This window comes from Streptomyces sp. SID8374, from assembly GCF_009865135.1.
In the GTDB taxonomy this organism is placed as follows: domain Bacteria; phylum Actinomycetota; class Actinomycetes; order Streptomycetales; family Streptomycetaceae; genus Streptomyces.
The window spans coordinates 5,010,257-5,025,408 of the sequence record NZ_WWGH01000001.1; the positions used below are offsets into that span (position 1 = coordinate 5,010,257).

General features: G+C 72.9%; 17 protein-coding genes. 5 read left to right on the plus strand and 12 right to left on the minus strand.

Annotation, left to right across the window (positions count from 1 at the left end):
• Positions 1-31: 31 nt before the first annotated feature.
• Positions 32-793, plus strand: a complete 762-nt coding sequence (locus tag GTY67_RS22430) for an isocitrate lyase/phosphoenolpyruvate mutase family protein (RefSeq protein WP_093690688.1) — start codon at positions 32-34, stop codon at positions 791-793.
• Positions 794-883: 90 nt separating this feature from the next.
• Here GTY67_RS22430 and GTY67_RS22435 read toward each other — a convergent pair whose 3' ends face one another.
• The 3 genes from GTY67_RS22435 to GTY67_RS22445 all read right to left on the minus strand — a co-directional run bounded on the left by GTY67_RS22435 (position 884) and on the right by GTY67_RS22445 (position 3,276).
• Positions 884-1,318: a VOC family protein gene (locus tag GTY67_RS22435; RefSeq protein ID WP_161279783.1), complete on the minus strand. Its 435-nt coding sequence runs from the start codon at positions 1,316-1,318 to the stop codon at positions 884-886.
• A 64-nt stretch (positions 1,319-1,382) separates the two neighbouring features.
• Complete coding sequence (gene msrA, locus GTY67_RS22440; RefSeq protein ID WP_093690692.1) at positions 1,383-2,048, minus strand: peptide-methionine (S)-S-oxide reductase MsrA; 666 nt, start codon at positions 2,046-2,048, stop codon at positions 1,383-1,385.
• Between the two features lie 124 nt (positions 2,049-2,172).
• Positions 2,173-3,276 carry a hypothetical protein gene (locus GTY67_RS22445; protein ID WP_093690694.1) on the minus strand — a complete coding sequence of 368 codons (1,104 nt, stop codon included), beginning with the start codon at positions 3,274-3,276 and terminating at the stop codon, positions 2,173-2,175.
• Positions 3,277-3,342: 66 nt separating this feature from the next.
• Here GTY67_RS22445 and GTY67_RS22450 point away from each other — a divergent pair, with 66 nt between their 5' ends.
• Positions 3,343-4,488: a cystathionine gamma-synthase gene (locus GTY67_RS22450; RefSeq protein ID WP_161279784.1), complete on the plus strand. Its 1,146-nt coding sequence runs from the start codon at positions 3,343-3,345 to the stop codon at positions 4,486-4,488.
• Positions 4,489-4,542: 54 nt separating this feature from the next.
• On the opposite strand, the gene GTY67_RS22455 is transcribed toward GTY67_RS22450, so the two are convergent.
• The 9 genes from GTY67_RS22455 to GTY67_RS22495 form a co-directional block, all read right to left on the minus strand.
• Positions 4,543-4,803, minus strand: a complete 261-nt coding sequence (locus GTY67_RS22455; RefSeq protein ID WP_343238726.1) for a hypothetical protein — start codon at positions 4,801-4,803, stop codon at positions 4,543-4,545.
• Positions 4,800-5,309: a sigma factor-like helix-turn-helix DNA-binding protein gene (locus tag GTY67_RS22460; RefSeq protein WP_161279785.1), complete on the minus strand. Its 510-nt coding sequence runs from the start codon at positions 5,307-5,309 to the stop codon at positions 4,800-4,802. The genes GTY67_RS22455 and GTY67_RS22460 overlap by 4 nt, the downstream gene beginning before the upstream one ends.
• Before the next feature lie 33 nt (positions 5,310-5,342).
• The gene (locus GTY67_RS22465; RefSeq protein WP_093690700.1) at positions 5,343-6,980 is read right to left on the minus strand and encodes a fused response regulator/phosphatase; all 1,638 of its coding nucleotides are present in this window, start codon (positions 6,978-6,980) and stop codon (positions 5,343-5,345) included.
• Positions 6,977-8,416: an ATP-binding protein gene (locus tag GTY67_RS22470; RefSeq protein ID WP_161279786.1), complete on the minus strand. Its 1,440-nt coding sequence runs from the start codon at positions 8,414-8,416 to the stop codon at positions 6,977-6,979. Before GTY67_RS22470 ends, GTY67_RS22465 begins: the two co-directional genes overlap by 4 nt.
• The gene (locus tag GTY67_RS22475) at positions 8,413-9,507 is read right to left on the minus strand and encodes an ATP-binding SpoIIE family protein phosphatase (RefSeq protein ID WP_093690704.1); all 1,095 of its coding nucleotides are present in this window, start codon (positions 9,505-9,507) and stop codon (positions 8,413-8,415) included. The genes GTY67_RS22470 and GTY67_RS22475 overlap by 4 nt, the downstream gene beginning before the upstream one ends.
• Entirely contained in the window at positions 9,495-9,917 is a 423-nt protein-coding gene (locus GTY67_RS22480) for an anti-sigma regulatory factor (RefSeq protein WP_093690706.1), read from the minus strand. The genes GTY67_RS22475 and GTY67_RS22480 overlap by 13 nt, the downstream gene beginning before the upstream one ends.
• Positions 9,914-10,288, minus strand: coding sequence for an STAS domain-containing protein (locus GTY67_RS22485; RefSeq protein ID WP_093690708.1), 375 nt, complete (start codon positions 10,286-10,288; stop codon positions 9,914-9,916). The genes GTY67_RS22480 and GTY67_RS22485 overlap by 4 nt, the downstream gene beginning before the upstream one ends.
• Positions 10,285-11,136, minus strand: coding sequence for an STAS domain-containing protein (locus GTY67_RS22490; RefSeq protein ID WP_161279787.1), 852 nt, complete (start codon positions 11,134-11,136; stop codon positions 10,285-10,287). Before GTY67_RS22490 ends, GTY67_RS22485 begins: the two co-directional genes overlap by 4 nt.
• A 118-nt stretch (positions 11,137-11,254) precedes the next feature.
• Positions 11,255-11,785 (minus strand): MarR family transcriptional regulator, encoded by a 531-nt coding sequence (locus GTY67_RS22495; RefSeq protein WP_093690712.1) that lies wholly within the window; start codon positions 11,783-11,785, stop codon positions 11,255-11,257.
• Between the two features lie 157 nt (positions 11,786-11,942).
• Between GTY67_RS22495 and ilvA the strand changes: the two genes are divergently transcribed.
• The 3 genes from ilvA (at position 11,943) to GTY67_RS22510 (ending at position 15,135) form a co-directional block, all read left to right on the plus strand.
• A complete protein-coding gene (ilvA, locus tag GTY67_RS22500; protein WP_093690714.1) occupies positions 11,943-13,172 on the plus strand; it encodes a threonine ammonia-lyase in 1,230 nt (409 codons plus the stop codon).
• 128 nt (positions 13,173-13,300) lie between these two features.
• The gene (locus tag GTY67_RS22505; RefSeq protein WP_093690716.1) at positions 13,301-14,275 is read left to right on the plus strand and encodes an ATP-binding cassette domain-containing protein; all 975 of its coding nucleotides are present in this window, start codon (positions 13,301-13,303) and stop codon (positions 14,273-14,275) included.
• Positions 14,272-15,135, plus strand: a complete 864-nt coding sequence (locus GTY67_RS22510; RefSeq protein ID WP_161279788.1) for an ABC transporter permease — start codon at positions 14,272-14,274, stop codon at positions 15,133-15,135. Before GTY67_RS22505 ends, GTY67_RS22510 begins: the two co-directional genes overlap by 4 nt.
• Positions 15,136-15,152 lie beyond the last annotated feature (17 nt).

A 15,152-nucleotide genomic window follows, 5' to 3' on the forward strand; every position in this document is an offset into this window, starting at 1 on the left:
ATCGGGCCGGTCCGGGGGTACGGTCCTGGACATGGACTCTCGCACCACAGTTGAGCGCGCTCAGCGCCTCAGGCACCTGCACGCCGACCACCAGCCGCTCGTGCTGCCGACCGTCTGGGACGCCTGGTCGGCCCGGACGGCGGCCGCCGCCGGGTTCTCCGCGCTGACGGTCGGCAGCCATCCCCTCGCCGACTCCCGGGGGGCCGAGGACCAGGAGGGGCAGACCTTCGAGGAGGTGCTCGCCGCCGTCAGGCCGATCATCGCGTCGGTCGACATCCCCGTCTCCGTGGACCTGGAGGCCGGGTACGGGCAGAAGCCCGCGGACCTCATCGCCGGACTCGTCGAGGTCGGCGGCGTCGGCCTCAACATCGAGGACACCGTCCACTCGGAGGGCGGCCGGGTGCGCACCACGGAGGAGCACGCGAGCTACATCGCGGGCCTGCGCGCGGCGGCCGACGACGCGGGCGTCCCGGTCTGGATCAACGGACGGACCGACCTCTTCCTGCACGCGGACGACGCCGCCGCCGTCCTCGACGAGGCGATCGAACGGCTGCGGGCCCTGGAGCAGGCCGGCGCGGACAGCGTCTACCCGGTGAAGATCCAGGACAACGACGAGCTGCTCGCGGCGGTGACGGCCGCCGTCTCCGTACCTGTGAACTCCACGGCCCACCCCGTCAAGCACGACCTCGAACGCTTCCGCCGCCTCGGCGTCCGCCGGATCACCTACGGCCCGCTGCTCCAGCTGGCGTTGACGGACGCGATGAAGGACATGCTCGGCCCCTGGGCGCCGTAGCCCGTCCCGCTGTTCGGCGGCGGCGCGGCGTCCGGAAGGTACGTAGGTCCGCGCCCGCCGCCGTCGTACGGCACAGGCCTCACACGGGCCTCAGTCGAGGCAGAACTCGTTGCCCTCGATGTCCTGCATCCCGATGCACGACTCGTTCTCCTCGTCCGCGAGCAGCACGCGTTCGCACACCGCACCGAGCGCCACCAGCCGGTCGCGCTCGGCTTCTAGCGCGGCGAGCCGCTCGTCACCGACGAGCCCGATACCCGCCCGCACATCGAGGTGGACCCGGTTCTTGGCGACCTTCCCCTCCGGAACGCGCTGGAAGTACAGGCGCGGGCCGACCCCCGAGGGATCGGAGCAGGCGAACCACGCGTCCCGGTCCTCGGGCGGCAGTGAGCGGTTGTACGCGTCCCAGGTCGCGAACCCCTCCGGTGGCGGCGGGGCGACGTACCCCAGCACCTCGCACCAGAAACGGGCGAGGCGCTCGGGCTGCGCGCAGTCGAAGGTGACCTGGAGCTTCCTGATCTCTGCCATCCGGGCACCCTAACGGCGCGTGCCGCCCACCGGCACCTGGGTTTATCCGCCCCGGGGCGGCCGCTCAGCCCTCGACCGGCGCCACGCCGATCGGGCAGGACACCCCCGTACCGCCGATCCCGCAGTAACCGCCCGGGTTCTTGTCCAGGTACTGCTGGTGGTACGCCTCCGCCGGCCAGAACGGGCGGCCCTCCGCCGGGAGGATCTCCGTGGTGATCTCCTTGTGGCCCGAGGCCGTCAGAACCTTCTGGTACGCCTCGCGGGAGGCGTCGGCCGCCGCTGCCTGGGCGGGGGAGTGGGTGTAGATCGCCGAGCGGTACTGGGTGCCCACGTCGTTGCCCTGGCGGAAGCCCTGGGTCGGGTTGTGGGACTCCCAGAACAGCTTCAGCAGCTCCTCGTAACTGACGACCGCCGGGTCGAAGACGACGCGGACCGCCTCCGTGTGGCCGGTCAGGCCCGAGCAGGCCTCCTCGTACGTCGGGTTCTCGGTGTAGCCGCCCTGGTAGCCGACCAGCGTCGTCCAGACGCCTTCGGTCTGCCAGAACTTGCGCTCCGCGCCCCAGAAGCAGCCGAGCGCGAAGTCCGCCACCTCCAGGCCCTCCGGGTACGGGCCCACCAGCGGGTTGCCCAGGACCGTGTGGCGGGAGGGGACGGTGAACTCGGGGACGGGGCGGCCGCGCAGGGCCTGCTCCGGGGTGGGGAGCTCGGGGGTGCGGCGGTTCAGGAACATGCGGGTGGCTCCTCCGGGGTCGGTGGGGTTCGGTACGTACAACAAGGGAGCCTTCACCGGGATTCCGGCCGGCCCCAGGGGTGCCGCCTCCAGGAGCCCGGGGCGACAAGGCCCCCGCCCCCCCTCACTGCGGCAGCGTCGCCGGGGAGCCGCCGTTCGCCTCGTAGCCCGCCACCGCCAGCGCCCGGTAGACCGTGTACTGCGCCGCCGGGTCCGGGTCCGCCGTCCACGGCAGGGCGCCCACGTGGCCGTCGATCAGGACCAGCTGGTGCATCGCCTCCGACCAGCGCTCCATGTGGACCAGGAACAGCACCAGAAGGTGGCGTACGTGGGCGAGCATCGGGTCGTCCGGGCGGGCCGCGTGGACCGCGAACATCGCGCCCTCGACCGCCCTGGTCACCACCTGGCTGCGGTAGAAGCCCTGCACGAGGTTGACCTCCGGCAGGTGCTCGTACACCGCGAACAGCGGCAGCGCGGCCAGCAGCGAGCCCTGCGGGGCGCGGGCGGCGGCGGCCGTGGCGAAGGCGTCGGCGTCCTTGCGGGAACCGTGCCACTTCTCGCAGTGGAAGTGCAGCGCCGCGATGTGCGCGCCCATGTGCGCCGGGGCCCGGTCGATGATCTTCGCCCAGAGCTGGTCGAACTGCTCGGGGGTGTAGTTCAGGCCGCGGGCCACCGCCAGCTCCACGATGTACGGCACCGGGTCGCCGGGGGCGAGCAGGGCCGCCTCGCCGCAGACCGTACGGGCCTCCTCCAGGATGATCCGGAAGTCGTCGCTCCCCGCCGAGGAGGAGCGCCACGCCTGCTGCACCAGGAACTCCGCGTGCACCGCCGCCCCGCCCGCGTCCTTCGGGGCCTCCGCCCGCCAGGCGCGCAGCCAGGAGCCGCCCTTGCCCGGCTGCTGCGCCAGCTCCAGCGAGGCGGCGCCCGCGAAGGCCTGCACCCGCTGCCAGCGGACCTCGCCCTCCTTCGGCGTACCGGCCAGGAGCTGGGAGGCGGCCCGCCAGTCCTGGGTGGCCTGGACGACGTCGAGGACGTCCAGGAGGTCCTGGTCCGGGCCCGGCATCCGGACGTCCAGCTCCTCCTGGCGTGCGAAGCCGTACGCGTCGGGGTCGGCCGCGTCGGGCGAGCCCGGTTCGACCTGGCGGATACCGCCCCGGCGGCGCATCACCCAGGGGCCGACGATCGCGGCGAGCATGCACATCGCGAGCAGGAACAACAGAATCTCCATGCACCCATTGTCCCCGGAGCGGCGAGTGGCCCGTAAGCACCCTTACGACGAACTACGCTCGGGGCCATGAGCGACCAGCACAGCTTCGAGACTCTCGCGATCCACGCGGGGAACACCGCCGACCCCCTCACCGGCGCGGTTGTTCCGCCCATCTACCAGGTGTCCACGTACAAGCAGGACGGCGTGGGCGGACTGCGCGGCGGTTACGAGTACAGCCGCAGCGCCAACCCGACCCGTACCGCCCTGGAGGAGAACCTGGCGGCCCTGGAAGGCGGCCGCCGAGGTCTCGCCTTCGCCTCCGGCCTCGCCGCCGAGGACTGCCTCCTGCGTACGCTGCTGACCCCCGGTGACCACGTGGTCATCCCCAACGACGCCTACGGCGGCACCTTCCGGCTCTTCGCCAAGGTCGCCGGGCGCTGGGGCGTGGAGTTCTCGGTCGCCGACACCTCGGACGTGGCGGCGGTACGGGAGGCGATCACCCCGCGCACCAAGGCGGTCTGGGTGGAGACCCCCTCCAACCCGCTGCTCGGCATCACCGACATCGCCGCCGTCGCCCAGGTCGCGCACCAGGCCGGGGCCCGCCTCGTCGTCGACAACACCTTCGCCTCGCCCTACCTCCAGCAGCCGCTCGCGCTCGGCGCGGACGTCATCGTGCACTCCACCACCAAGTACATGGGCGGCCACTCCGACGTCGTCGGCGGCGCCCTCGTCGTCAGCGACCCGGAGCTCGCCGACGAGCTGGCCTTCCACCAGAACGCCATGGGCGCGGTCTCCGGCCCCTTCGACGCCTGGCTCGTGCTGCGCGGCATCAAGACCCTCGCCGTCCGCATGGACCGGCACACCGAGAACGCCACCAAGGTCGCCGACCTGCTGACCCGGCACCCCAAGGTCTCCCACGTCCTCTACCCGGGGCTGCCCGAGCACCCCGGCCACGAGGTCGCCGCCAAGCAGATGAAGGCGTTCGGCGGCATGGTCTCCTTCCGCGTCGCGGGCGGCGAGGAGGCGGCGGTCGAGGTCTGCAACCGGGCCGAGCTCTTCACGCTCGGCGAGTCCCTCGGCGGTGTCGAGTCGCTGATCGAGCACCCGGGCCGGATGACGCACGCCTCCGTCGCGGGCTCCCTGCTGGAGGTCCCCGCCGACCTGGTCCGCCTCTCCGTGGGCATCGAAAACGGCGACGACCTGCTCGCCGACCTCACCCAGGCCCTGGGCTGACCGCCTGACAGGACCCCAGGGGCCCGTCCGGCGCAGGGCGGGCCCCTGGCACCTTCACCACCCCTCCAGCGGCGGGGTCATCTCCGACGGCTCGGGCAGCCACGGCTGCTCCACCCCCGCCCACACCAGGAACGCGGCGAACACCGTCCCCGCCAGCCACCAGGCCGTACGCCGCACCCCGCGCCGCCACCGCAGCAGCCGGGCGCCGCGCCGCGCGGCCCGGTCCGCCAGACCGGCCGGCACCGGCGGGCGCGGCCCCTCCAGCATCCGGCGCACCTCCTCCGCCTTGCGGTCCGCACCCCGGTCCCGGATCACGGCGCCACCCCGGAGGCGAACGACGGGCCGCCGCCCCGGGCGAGGCCCGCCCCGCGCCCCGTCCCCGCCGACCGCAGCACCGCGATCGCACGGTCGCAGACCGCCCGTACGCGTTCCGCCGGAAGCCCCAGCAGCGCCGCCGTCTGGTCCTCGCCGACCTCCTCGTACAGCCGCAGCACCAGCACCAGCCGCTCCAGCGGGGTCAGCCGGTCCAGCACCCCGCCGAGCGGGCGGCGGTGGCGCCAGGCCTCCCGGGCGAAGCGGACCGCGAGCTCCTGGCGGGTGCGGTCGTACGGGTCCTCGCCGCGCAGCCGGTCCCACTCCGCGTACGTCCGTGCCAGCGCCGCGCAGAGCAGCCGCTCGGCCCGGACGTACGCGCCCGCCGGTGCGGCCGGCTCGGCGGTGAGCAGCGTCGCCGTGCGCAGCAGGCGGCCGCCCGCGCCCGCCACGAAGGCCTCGAACTCCTGGGCGCGGAGCCGGTCCCGGTGGGTCTGCCGCTCTCGCATGCAGCTCATCCGAGCCCCGGCACCCAGGTGCGGTCAAGAGGGCCGACGTGACGGGTCCGGGGCGTCGTCCAGCTGGAGTGCGAGGAGCGCGATGTCGTCCTCCTTGCCCTCGCCGAACGAGCCGAGGAGGAAGTCGCACAGGGCCTCCAGCTGCCGGGGGCCCTCCAGCGTCGCGGAGCGGAACGCGGCCAGGCTGTCGTCGAGGTTCTGGGTGCGCACCTCCACCAGGCCGTCGGTGATCAGCAGGATGCGGGTGGCCGGGGCGACCGGGTGGACGCGTGCGGGCGGGTGCGGGAGGCGGAGGCCGAGCAGCGGGCCGTGCTCGTGGAGGTAGGCGGCGGTGGAGTCCGGGGCGAGCAGGAGGGGCGGGATGTGACCGGCGTTGGCGACGTGGATCCGGCTGCCGTCCGGGTCGACCAGGACGAGGCAGAGCGTCACGGTGAGGCCGGGCCGGGTGTGGGCGAGGAGGGCGTCGAGGCGCTCCAGCACGTGGTGGGGCGGGTGGCCCTCCAGGGCGTAGGCGCGCAGCGCGTGGCGGATCTCGCCCATGACGGTCGCGGCGACCAGCGAGTGCCCGGCCACGTCCCCGATGGCCAGGAGCAGCCCGTCCGGGGTCTCCAGGGCCTCGTAGAAGTCCCCGCCGATCTCCGCGTGGTCCGAGGCCGGGCGGTAGCGCACGGCGAGCGAGACGCCCGGTACGGACGGCAGCCGGTCCGGCAGGAAGGTGCGCTGGAGGGCGAGCGCGAGGGCGTGCTCCTCGTTGAAGGTGCGCAGCGCCTCCAGGGCCAGCGCGCAGGCGTTGACGAGCTGCTGGAGGAGTTCGCGCTCGTCGGTGCCGCCGGCCGCTCCGGCGGGTACGGCGACGCAGACGGGCGGCCGGTTGCGCTTGGTCCGGGCCACCACCAGGACGACGTCCCCCTCGATCGGGTCGAGGGGCAGCAGCGCCTTCCACTGGCTGTGGGGCATCACCCGCACCTCGGCCCCGGTGTCGCCGCCGAGGGTGTACGAGGCCAGCCGGTCCAGGACCTCGGAGCGGGCGGGCATGGAGCGCGGGGCCGTCTGCGGGCCCGCGGCGTGGCTGTGGACCGGCTGCCCCTGGGGGCTGAGGAAGATCGCGGTGGCGGGGCCCGACAGGAGGGCGGCGGCGCCCCCGGTCGCGGCGGCGGCGAACGAGTGGAAGCCGACGGCCCGGTAGACGTCGAGGGTGGCCCGGTTGAGGGCGGCCAGCCGCAGGGTGAGGCGCTCGGCCCGGCGCCTGGCCCGCACGTAGCGCAGGGCGGCCGTGACGGTGGCCAGGAACTCCTCCGGGTCGACGGGCTGGTCGAGATAGGCGTCCGCGCCCCGGCTCAGCCCCTCGGTGTGGTCATCGGCGCTCATCGCGACGGCGGAGACGTGGATGACCGGCAGCGAGGCCGTGCTCGGGTCGGCCTTGATCCGCTCGCAGACCTCGAAACCGGTCATGTCGGGGAGCTGGACGTCGATGACCGCGGCCTCGGGCAAGGGGGTGCCGGGCGCGTGGATCAGGGCCAGGCCCTGGGCTCCGTCGGCGGCGTCGACCACGGTGTGCCCGGCCCGGCGGAGCCAGCTGGTCAGGACGTAGCGGTTGGTCTCGTCGTCGTCGATCACCAGGATGGTCCCCGGCGCGCTGTCGCGCCGTGCTGTCTCGGTCACGCGGCGGCCTCCGGGGCGGGGGGTGCGGGAAGGTGGGGCAGCCGGACCTCGACGCGGGTGCCGATGCCGGGAGTGCTGGACAACCGCAGGGTGCCGCCCAGGAGTTCGGCGAGGGTGCGGGCGTACGGGAGTCCGAGGCCGGTTCCCCGGTGGGCGCGCTGGAGCGGTCCGCGCACCTGGTAGAACTCCTCGAAGACCCTGGGCAGTTCGGACGCGGGTATGCCCACCCCGGTGTCCGTCACGGTGAACGTCATCCACTGCCCGGAGGCGCCCGGGTCCGCCGCGAACTCCAGCCGGACCTCGCCCTTCTCGGTGAACTTCAGGGCGTTCGACAGCAGGTTGCGCAGGATGCGGGTGAGCAGGGCCTCGTCGGTCACCGTGACCGGGAGCGTGCCGGGGTCGGGGGTGAGCAGGACGACGCCGCCCGGCATCCCGGTGGAGCGCATCACCGCTCCGAGCTGGCCCACCAGCGCCCGCAGGTCGACCGGCGCGGAGACGGTCTCCAGCTGGCCCGCCTCCGCCTTGGCCATGTCCAGCAAGTCGTTGACCAGGGAGAACAGGGTCTGCCCCGAGGCGTCGACGAGGGAGATCTGACGGCGCTGCTCCTCGGTGAGCGGATCGGAGCCGGCCGCCAGCAGCAGCCGGGAGAGCGCGACCACCGCGTTCACGGGGGTGCGCAGCTCATGGCTGATGTTGGTCCAGAAGCGCGTCTTGGCCTCGCTGGTCTCCCGCAGCCGGTGCGACTTCTCCTCCAGCTCGGCGTGGAGCGCCACGACCCCGCTGTTGGTCTCCTCCAGCTCCTGGGACAGCTCGGTGTAGAGCGCCAGGACCCCCCGGTTGGTCTCCTCCAGCTCGTCGTTGAGCCGGCGCAGCTCCTCGCGCTGGGCCCTGGTCTCCTCCAGGGTGGCGATCAGGTCGCGGGTCTGCGCCCGCAGGTCGTCGGCGAGCGTCATGGGCGCGTGGCGGCGCAGCGCCTCCCGCACCTCCAGCCGGGCCGCCGGGGTGTCGGCCCAGCCCGTGGGCAGCGCGTGTTCGGCGACGATCCGCTCCCGCGCGCCGGCGCTCTCGTGGCGGACCCGGTTCAGCAGGCGGGAGGCCGGTTCGAGATCGGGGCCCGTCTTCGTACCGTCGTCCCAGGGGCCCGTCTTCGTACCGCCGCCCCAAGGGCCCGTTTTCGTACCGCCGTCCCATTCGAAGACGACGGTCAGGACCGGGTCCGGGCCCGTGGACAGGGCGAAGGCCACCGTGAGCCCGGCGCAGCCGAGCCGGTCGCGGCCGAGTTCGCTGAGCGCGGTGGCGATCCGCACCTGGTCCTGGCGGTCCATGCCCAGGGCCTCGGCCGCGCTCTGCCCGATGCGGCGCAGGGCGAAGATGTCCTGCGCCGTGGCCAGGTCGAACGTGGACAGGGAGGCGGATCGCGTGGCCGACACCGTCACCAGGCCCCCTTGACGACCACGATGCCGGCGTCGTCCCGGCGGACACCGGCCTCACGCAGCAGCTGGCCCGCCATGACGGCCGGGGTGTGCCGGAGCAGCCCGGGTATGTCGTCCGCCTTCCACCGCTCGGTCAGCCCGTCGGAGTGCATGACCAGCGCCCCGCCCGGCTTCAGCGGCAGCTCGAACGTCCGCAGGCTCCGCATCTGCTGGCCGACGATGCCCGGCGCCGAGAGCAGCCCGTTACGGGAGTCGGGGCCGAGCAGGACGCCGCTGACGTTGCCGATGCCGCAGTAGAGGATGCGCTGCGCGCCGGGTTCGATCCGGGCCACCGCCACGGCGCCGCCCCGGGTGCCGCGCAGCGCCGTGTGGATGTCGCGCAGCAGGCCCTCCGGGTGGCGCGCCGTGCTCCCCCGGAACGCCTTGACCGCGGCCTCACCGGCGAGCGCGGCCAGCGGACCGTGGCCCAGCCCGTCGCAGAGCATGACCAGGACCGCCGGCTCCGGTGAGGAGCCGGACGCGGTGGCGCCGGAGCGCGGATCGTGGTCGGTGCCCGGGTCCACGCGTACCGCCCAGGCGTCACCGCACGTCGTCTCGCCGCTGATGGGCCGGGTCAGGCCGGAGGCCACGGAGGGCTCCCGGCCGACCGGCTCCGCCACGGCCTCACGGGCCCAGAACTGGGCGGCCATGACCGTGCCCCGCCCCGGCACCGAGTGGATGTCGAAGACGTCGGCGAGCCGGGCGACCGCCCCGAGCCCGATGCCGAGCGTCCCCGCGGTGGACGCGCCGTCCGCGAGGGCGGCCTCCACATCGGCCATCCCGGGGCCGGTGTCCACGGTGACGAACTCGACGCCCGCCCGGTCCGGGGTCCGCAGCACCCGCAGCAGCAGCGCCCCGTCCGTCGCGTGCCGCTGGAGGTTGGTGGCGGCCTCGGTGACGGCCAGCGCCACCTCCGAGGCCCGGTACCCCTCCAGTCCGATCCGGCGCGCCAGCGTCGCCGCCGCGCCCCGGGCCGCCGAGGGCATCTCGGGATCGGCCCGGAACCAGGCGGTGTCCTCGCAGTCGAGGACCCTGAGCGATGTCATCGCGCCCACTTCACGATCGACACCGTGGTGCCCCGGCCCACCTCGGTGTCCAGGAAGAACTCGTCCACCAGCCGGCGCGCCCCGCTCAGCCCGAGGCCCAGGCCGCCGCCCGAGGTCCAGCCGTCGGTCAGCGCGAGTTCGACGTCGGCGATCCCGGGGCCGGAGTCCTCGAAGACCGCCGCGACACCGCGCCGCCCGTCCCGCTCCACCAGGCCCGCCCGCATCTGCCCGCCGCCGCCGTACACCAGGGTGTTGCGGGCGAGTTCGCTGGCGGCGGTGATGAACTTCGTCTGGTCGACCAGCGACAGCTTGCACTGCTGCGCGCACGAGCGGACCTGCTGGCGGGCCCGTACGACGTCGTCGTTCTGGGCGATGCCCTGCTCCCGGGGCTCCTGTCCCTCCGCCCAGGGGACGTTCATCGCCGGTCCGCGTCGGCGGCGGACCGGCGCAGCAGCGCGAGACCCTTCTCCAGGTCGAGTGCGGTACGGACCCCGCCCAGCGAGAGCCCCAGCTCCACCAGGGTGATGGCCACGGCGGGCCGCATGCCCACCACCACGGTCTCGGCGTCGAGGAGCCGGGATATGGAGGCGATCGTGGCCAGCATGCGCCCGACGAACGAGTCGACGATCTCGACCGCGGTGATGTCGATGACGACGCCGCGGGCCGCGCGCGTGACGATCTGCTCCGCCAGGTCCTCCTGGAGGTTCAGCACCGTCTGGTCCTCCAGGTCCACCTGGATGGAGACGAGGAGGACGTCACCGATCCGCAGGACCGGAACCCGCTCGGTCATCGCCCGCCGCCCTGGTGCGCGACGAGGTCGATGCCGGACTTCCGCAGCGCGAGCTGGAGGGCGTCGGCGAGGGTCGCCTTGGTGACGATGTCGCCGAACTCGATGCCCAGGGCCACGATGGTCTGCGCGATCTGCGGGCGGATGCCGGAGACCGTGCACTCCGCGCCCATCAGCCGGGCCGCCACGATCGTCTTGAGCAGGTGCTGGGCGACCTGGGTGTCGACGGCTGGTACGCCCGTGATGTCGATGATGGCCTGCTCGGAGCCGGTGTCCACCAGGGCCTGGAGGAGCTTCTCCATCACGACCTGGGTGCGGGCCGAGTCCAGGGTGCCCACGAGGGGCACGGCGATGACGCCGTCCCAGAGCTTGACCACGGGGGTCGACAGCTCCATGAGCTGGGCGGCCTGCGAGCTGATGATCTCCTCGCGGGTGCGGGTGTAGGTCTCGATGGTGAAGAGGGCCAGGTCGTCGAGGACCCGGCTCAGCCGCAGGTACCGGTCGGTGTCCTCGGCCGTTCCGTCCCGCAGCGCCGGTTCGAACGCCTTCTTGAGCGCGAGCACGCTGATGGCCGTCTCACTGGGCGTGAAGCCCTGCCGGGCCCGGTTGCGCGACAGCTCGGTCAGCAGCGCGCGGGTCTCGGAGAGGTTCTCGCCCCGGGCGTCCTCGCTGCCCGAGGCGAGCGCCTCCTCCAGCGCCGCGTACAGCTCACGCAGTTCGCGGTCGACCTCGGCCTTGCTGATGCGGCCCTTGAGCGATCCGACGACGCTGTCGATCCACTGGTCCACGACTCTCTCGCGGTCGGCGGACAACAGTCCCGCCAGATCGCCCTTGCTGTCCTGCTTCGCCATCGTCCCGCGCCCCTTAAAGATAAAAAGTATCCCTCTGGCAACTCTTTGCGAAGCGTACGGCAAGGCCCCTACCGCCCGGCGGGGGACAGGGGCCCGCAGCAGGGGCGTACGGGAGGTGTCAGTCGCTCTGCGGCGGCTGGTACGCGGCCTGCCGCGCGGCCAGCGAACCGTTGAACCGGGTGAGCAGTGTGCAGAAGGTGTCCCGCTCCTCCTGCGTCCAGCCGTCCGTCACCTGCGACATCAGCTCACGCCGCGAGGCGCGGACCTCCTCCAGACGGGCCTGGCCGCGCGGGGAGAGCTGGAGCACGACGGCCCGTCCGTCCTCCGGGTGCGAGGTCCGCTTGACCAGCCCGGTGTCCACGAGCGGGGCCACCTGCCGGGTCACGGTCGAGGAGTCGATCCCCATGCCCGCGGCGAGCGCCTTGACGCCCATCGGGCCTTCCTTGTCCAGGCGGTTCAGCAGCAGGTACGCCGCCCGGTCCATCGAGTTGCGGACCTGGCCGACACCGCCGAGGCGGGTCTGCTCGGCACGGCGGGCGAAGACCGCCACCTGGTGCTGGAGGGAGTCCAGCAGGCGGTCGGGACCCGGGTGTTCGGGGGCGGCGCCCCCGGAAGGAGACGCAGCAGTCGTCATGTCCTGAGGGGGCATGGCCGGGGGCTCTCTTCGTGCGGTGTCGGATGGGTGGGGGACAGAGTACGCGGCCCCGGGGCAACGCGTACCAGTGCCGCACAAACCTGCGGACACCACCGCAGGCCGCCATGAGACAAGTCTGCCGCGACCGCTCCGAGCTGCAAGACTTGCGGGCATGACGTTCCGCGCGACCGCCCGACACCCGTCCCTGATCCTCGACGACGTGCGGGGCGCGCAGAAAATGCTGTCCGGCGTGGCCAGAGTGACCGCCCTGGAGGGCAGCCGCCACCTCACCGAGCTGGTCGGCGCCCCCGTCCACCTCAAGTGCGAGAACCTCCAGCGCACCGGTTCCTTCAAACTGCGCGGCGCGTACGTCCGCATCTCCGGCCTCACCCCGGTGGAGCGGGCGGCCGGGGTGGTCGCCGCCAGCGCCGGGAACCACGCCCAGGGCGTCGCGCTCGCCTCCTCGCTCCTCGGCGTACGCTCCACCGTCTTCATGCCCGTCGGGGCGCCGCTCCCCAAGGTCGCCGCCACCCAGGAGTACGGGGCCGAGGTGCGGCTGCACGGCCAGGTCGTCGACGAGACGCTGGCCGCCGCGCAGCAGTACGCGGAGGAGACCGGCGCGGTCTTCATCCACCCCTTCGACCACCCCGACATCATCGCGGGCCAGGGCACGGTCGGGCTGGAGATCCTGGAGCAGTGCCCGGAGGTCCGCACCATCGTCGTCGGCATCGGCGGCGGGGGACTCGCGGCCGGGATCGCCGTCGCGGTGAAGGCGCTGCGCCCCGACATCCGCATCGTCGGCGTCCAGGCCGAGGGCGCCGCCGCCTACCCGCCCTCGCTGGCCGCAGGGCACCCGGTCTCCCTCGACGACCCCGTCACCATGGCCGACGGCATCAAGGTGGGGCGCCCCGGCGACGTCCCGTTCGCGGTGATCGAGGAGCTGGTCGACGAGGTCCGCACCGTCACCGAGAACGAGCTCTCCAGCGCCCTGTTGCTCTGCCTGGAGCGGGCCAAGCTGGTGGTGGAGCCGGCCGGGGCGAGCCCGGTGGCCGCGCTGCTCAGCGACCCGGAGGCGTTCCGGGGGCCGGTGGTGGCGGTGCTGTCGGGCGGCAACGTGGACCCGCTGCTGATGCAGCGCGTCCTGCGCCACGGCATGTCCGCCGCCGGCCGCTACCTCAGCCTGCGGCTGCGGCTCACCGACCGCCCGGGGGCGCTGGCCACCCTGCTGGCCGCACTCACCGTCGCCGACGCCAACGTGCTGGACATCGGCCATGTGCGCACCGACCCGCGCCTGGGCCTCACCGAGGTGGAGGTCGACCTCCACCTGGAGACCAAGGGCCCCCGCCACTGCGAGGAGGTCGAGGCGGTGCTGCGCGCGGAGGGGTACCGGGTCATCGGCTGACCGTCCGGATTCCGACGGATGGCCGGATCTCGTTATTCACCGCGCGGTGAGGCCCCGCCGATCCTAGGATCGCTCCCGAAACCACGTACCGAGCACGTACCGCGAGCGAGCGACGGGGGAGTCCCTCTATGCCAGGTGCCATCCATGCCGAAGGTCTGGTGAAGACTTTCGGTGACGTACGAGCCCTGGACGGAGTCGACCTCGATGTCCCCGAGGGCACCGTCCTCGGGCTGCTCGGACCCAACGGCGCGGGCAAGACGACCGCCGTACGGGTCCTGACCACCCTCCTGCGCCCCGACAGCGGAGCTGCGTTCGTGGCCGGGATCGACGTGCTGAAGAAGCCCAACGAGGTACGCCGCTCCATCGGGCTCTCCGGGCAGTTCGCCGCCGTCGACGAGTATCTGACCGGCCGCGAGAACCTCCAGATGGTCGGGCAGCTCTACCAGATGAGCGCCCGCGACGCGAAGGCCCGGGCGGGCGTCCTGCTGGAGCGGTTCAACCTCGCCGACGCCGCCGACCGTACGGCCAAGACGTACTCCGGCGGCATGCGCCGCCGCCTCGACCTCGCCGCCGCCCTGGTCGTCTCGCCGCCCGTGATGTTCATGGACGAGCCGACGACCGGCCTCGACCCGCGCAACCGGCAGCAGCTCTGGGACGTCATCGAGGACCTGGTGGCAGGCGGTACGACGCTACTGCTGACCACGCAGTACCTGGAGGAGGCCGACCGCCTCGCCAACGACATCTGCGTCATCGACCACGGCAAGGTCATCGCCCGCGGCACCTCCGACGAGCTCAAGGCCCGCACCGGCGGCGAGCGCGTCGAGGTCGTCGTGCACCGCCCGGACGAGATCGAACCCGCCCGGTCCGTGCTGACCACCCTCGGCAAGGGCGAGGTCAGCGTCGTACGGCTCTCGCGCAAGCTGACCGTCCCGGTGAGCGGCGGGGCCAAGCTGCTCGCCGAGATCATCCGCGAGCTGGACGGCAGCGGCGTGGAGATCGACGACATCGCCCTGCGCCGCCCGACCCTGGACGACGTCTTCCTCTCGCTCACCGGCCACGCGGCCGAGGGCCATGACAACGACGACAAGGAGGAGACCCCGTGAGCACCACCACCAAGGACGCTCCCGTCCTGACCCCACGGCCCTCCGGCGGCGTGGTCCAGTCGGTCAAGGACTCGCTCGTCGTCGCCAGGCGGAACCTGATCAGGATGACCCGGATCCCCGAAATGGTGATCTTCGGGCTGATCCAGCCGATCATGTTCGTGGTGCTGTTCACGTACGTCTTCGGCGGCTCCATCAGCATCGGCGGCTCCACCGACCCGCAGCTCTACAAGGAATTCCTGATGGCGGGCATCTTCGCCCAGACCGTCACCTTCGCCACGGCGGGCGCCGGAGCGGGCATCGCCGACGACATGCACAAGGGGCTCATCGACCGCTTCCGGTCGCTGCCGATGGCCCGGGGCGCGGTCCTCACCGGACGGACGCTCGCCGACCTCGTACAGACCACGCTCACCCTCGTCGTGCTCGCCGGGGTCGCCCTGATCGTCGGCTGGCGCACCCACGAGAACCTCGGCAAGGTGATCTGCGGCTTCCTGCTGCTGCTCCTGCTCGGCTACGCGTTCTCCTGGATCGGGGCCCTGATCGGCCTCTCCGTACGCACCCCCGAGGCGGCCACCTCCGGCGGGCTGATCTGGCTCTTCCCGCTGACGTTCATCTCGAACGCCTTCGTGCCGGTCACCGGCATGCCGACGTTCCTCCAGCACGTCGCCGAGTGGAACCCCTTCAGCGCCACGGTGGCGGGCGCCCGTCAGCTCTTCGGCAACACGATGCCGGGCGTGCCGAAATCGGTCACCGGGGCGTGGCCGATGGAGCACCCGATCCTCGCCTCGGTCCTCTGGTCGATCGTGATCATCGTGGTGTTCCGGACCCTGGCGGTCCGCAAATACCGCTCGGCGACCGCCTGAGCCACCGCACGCGGACG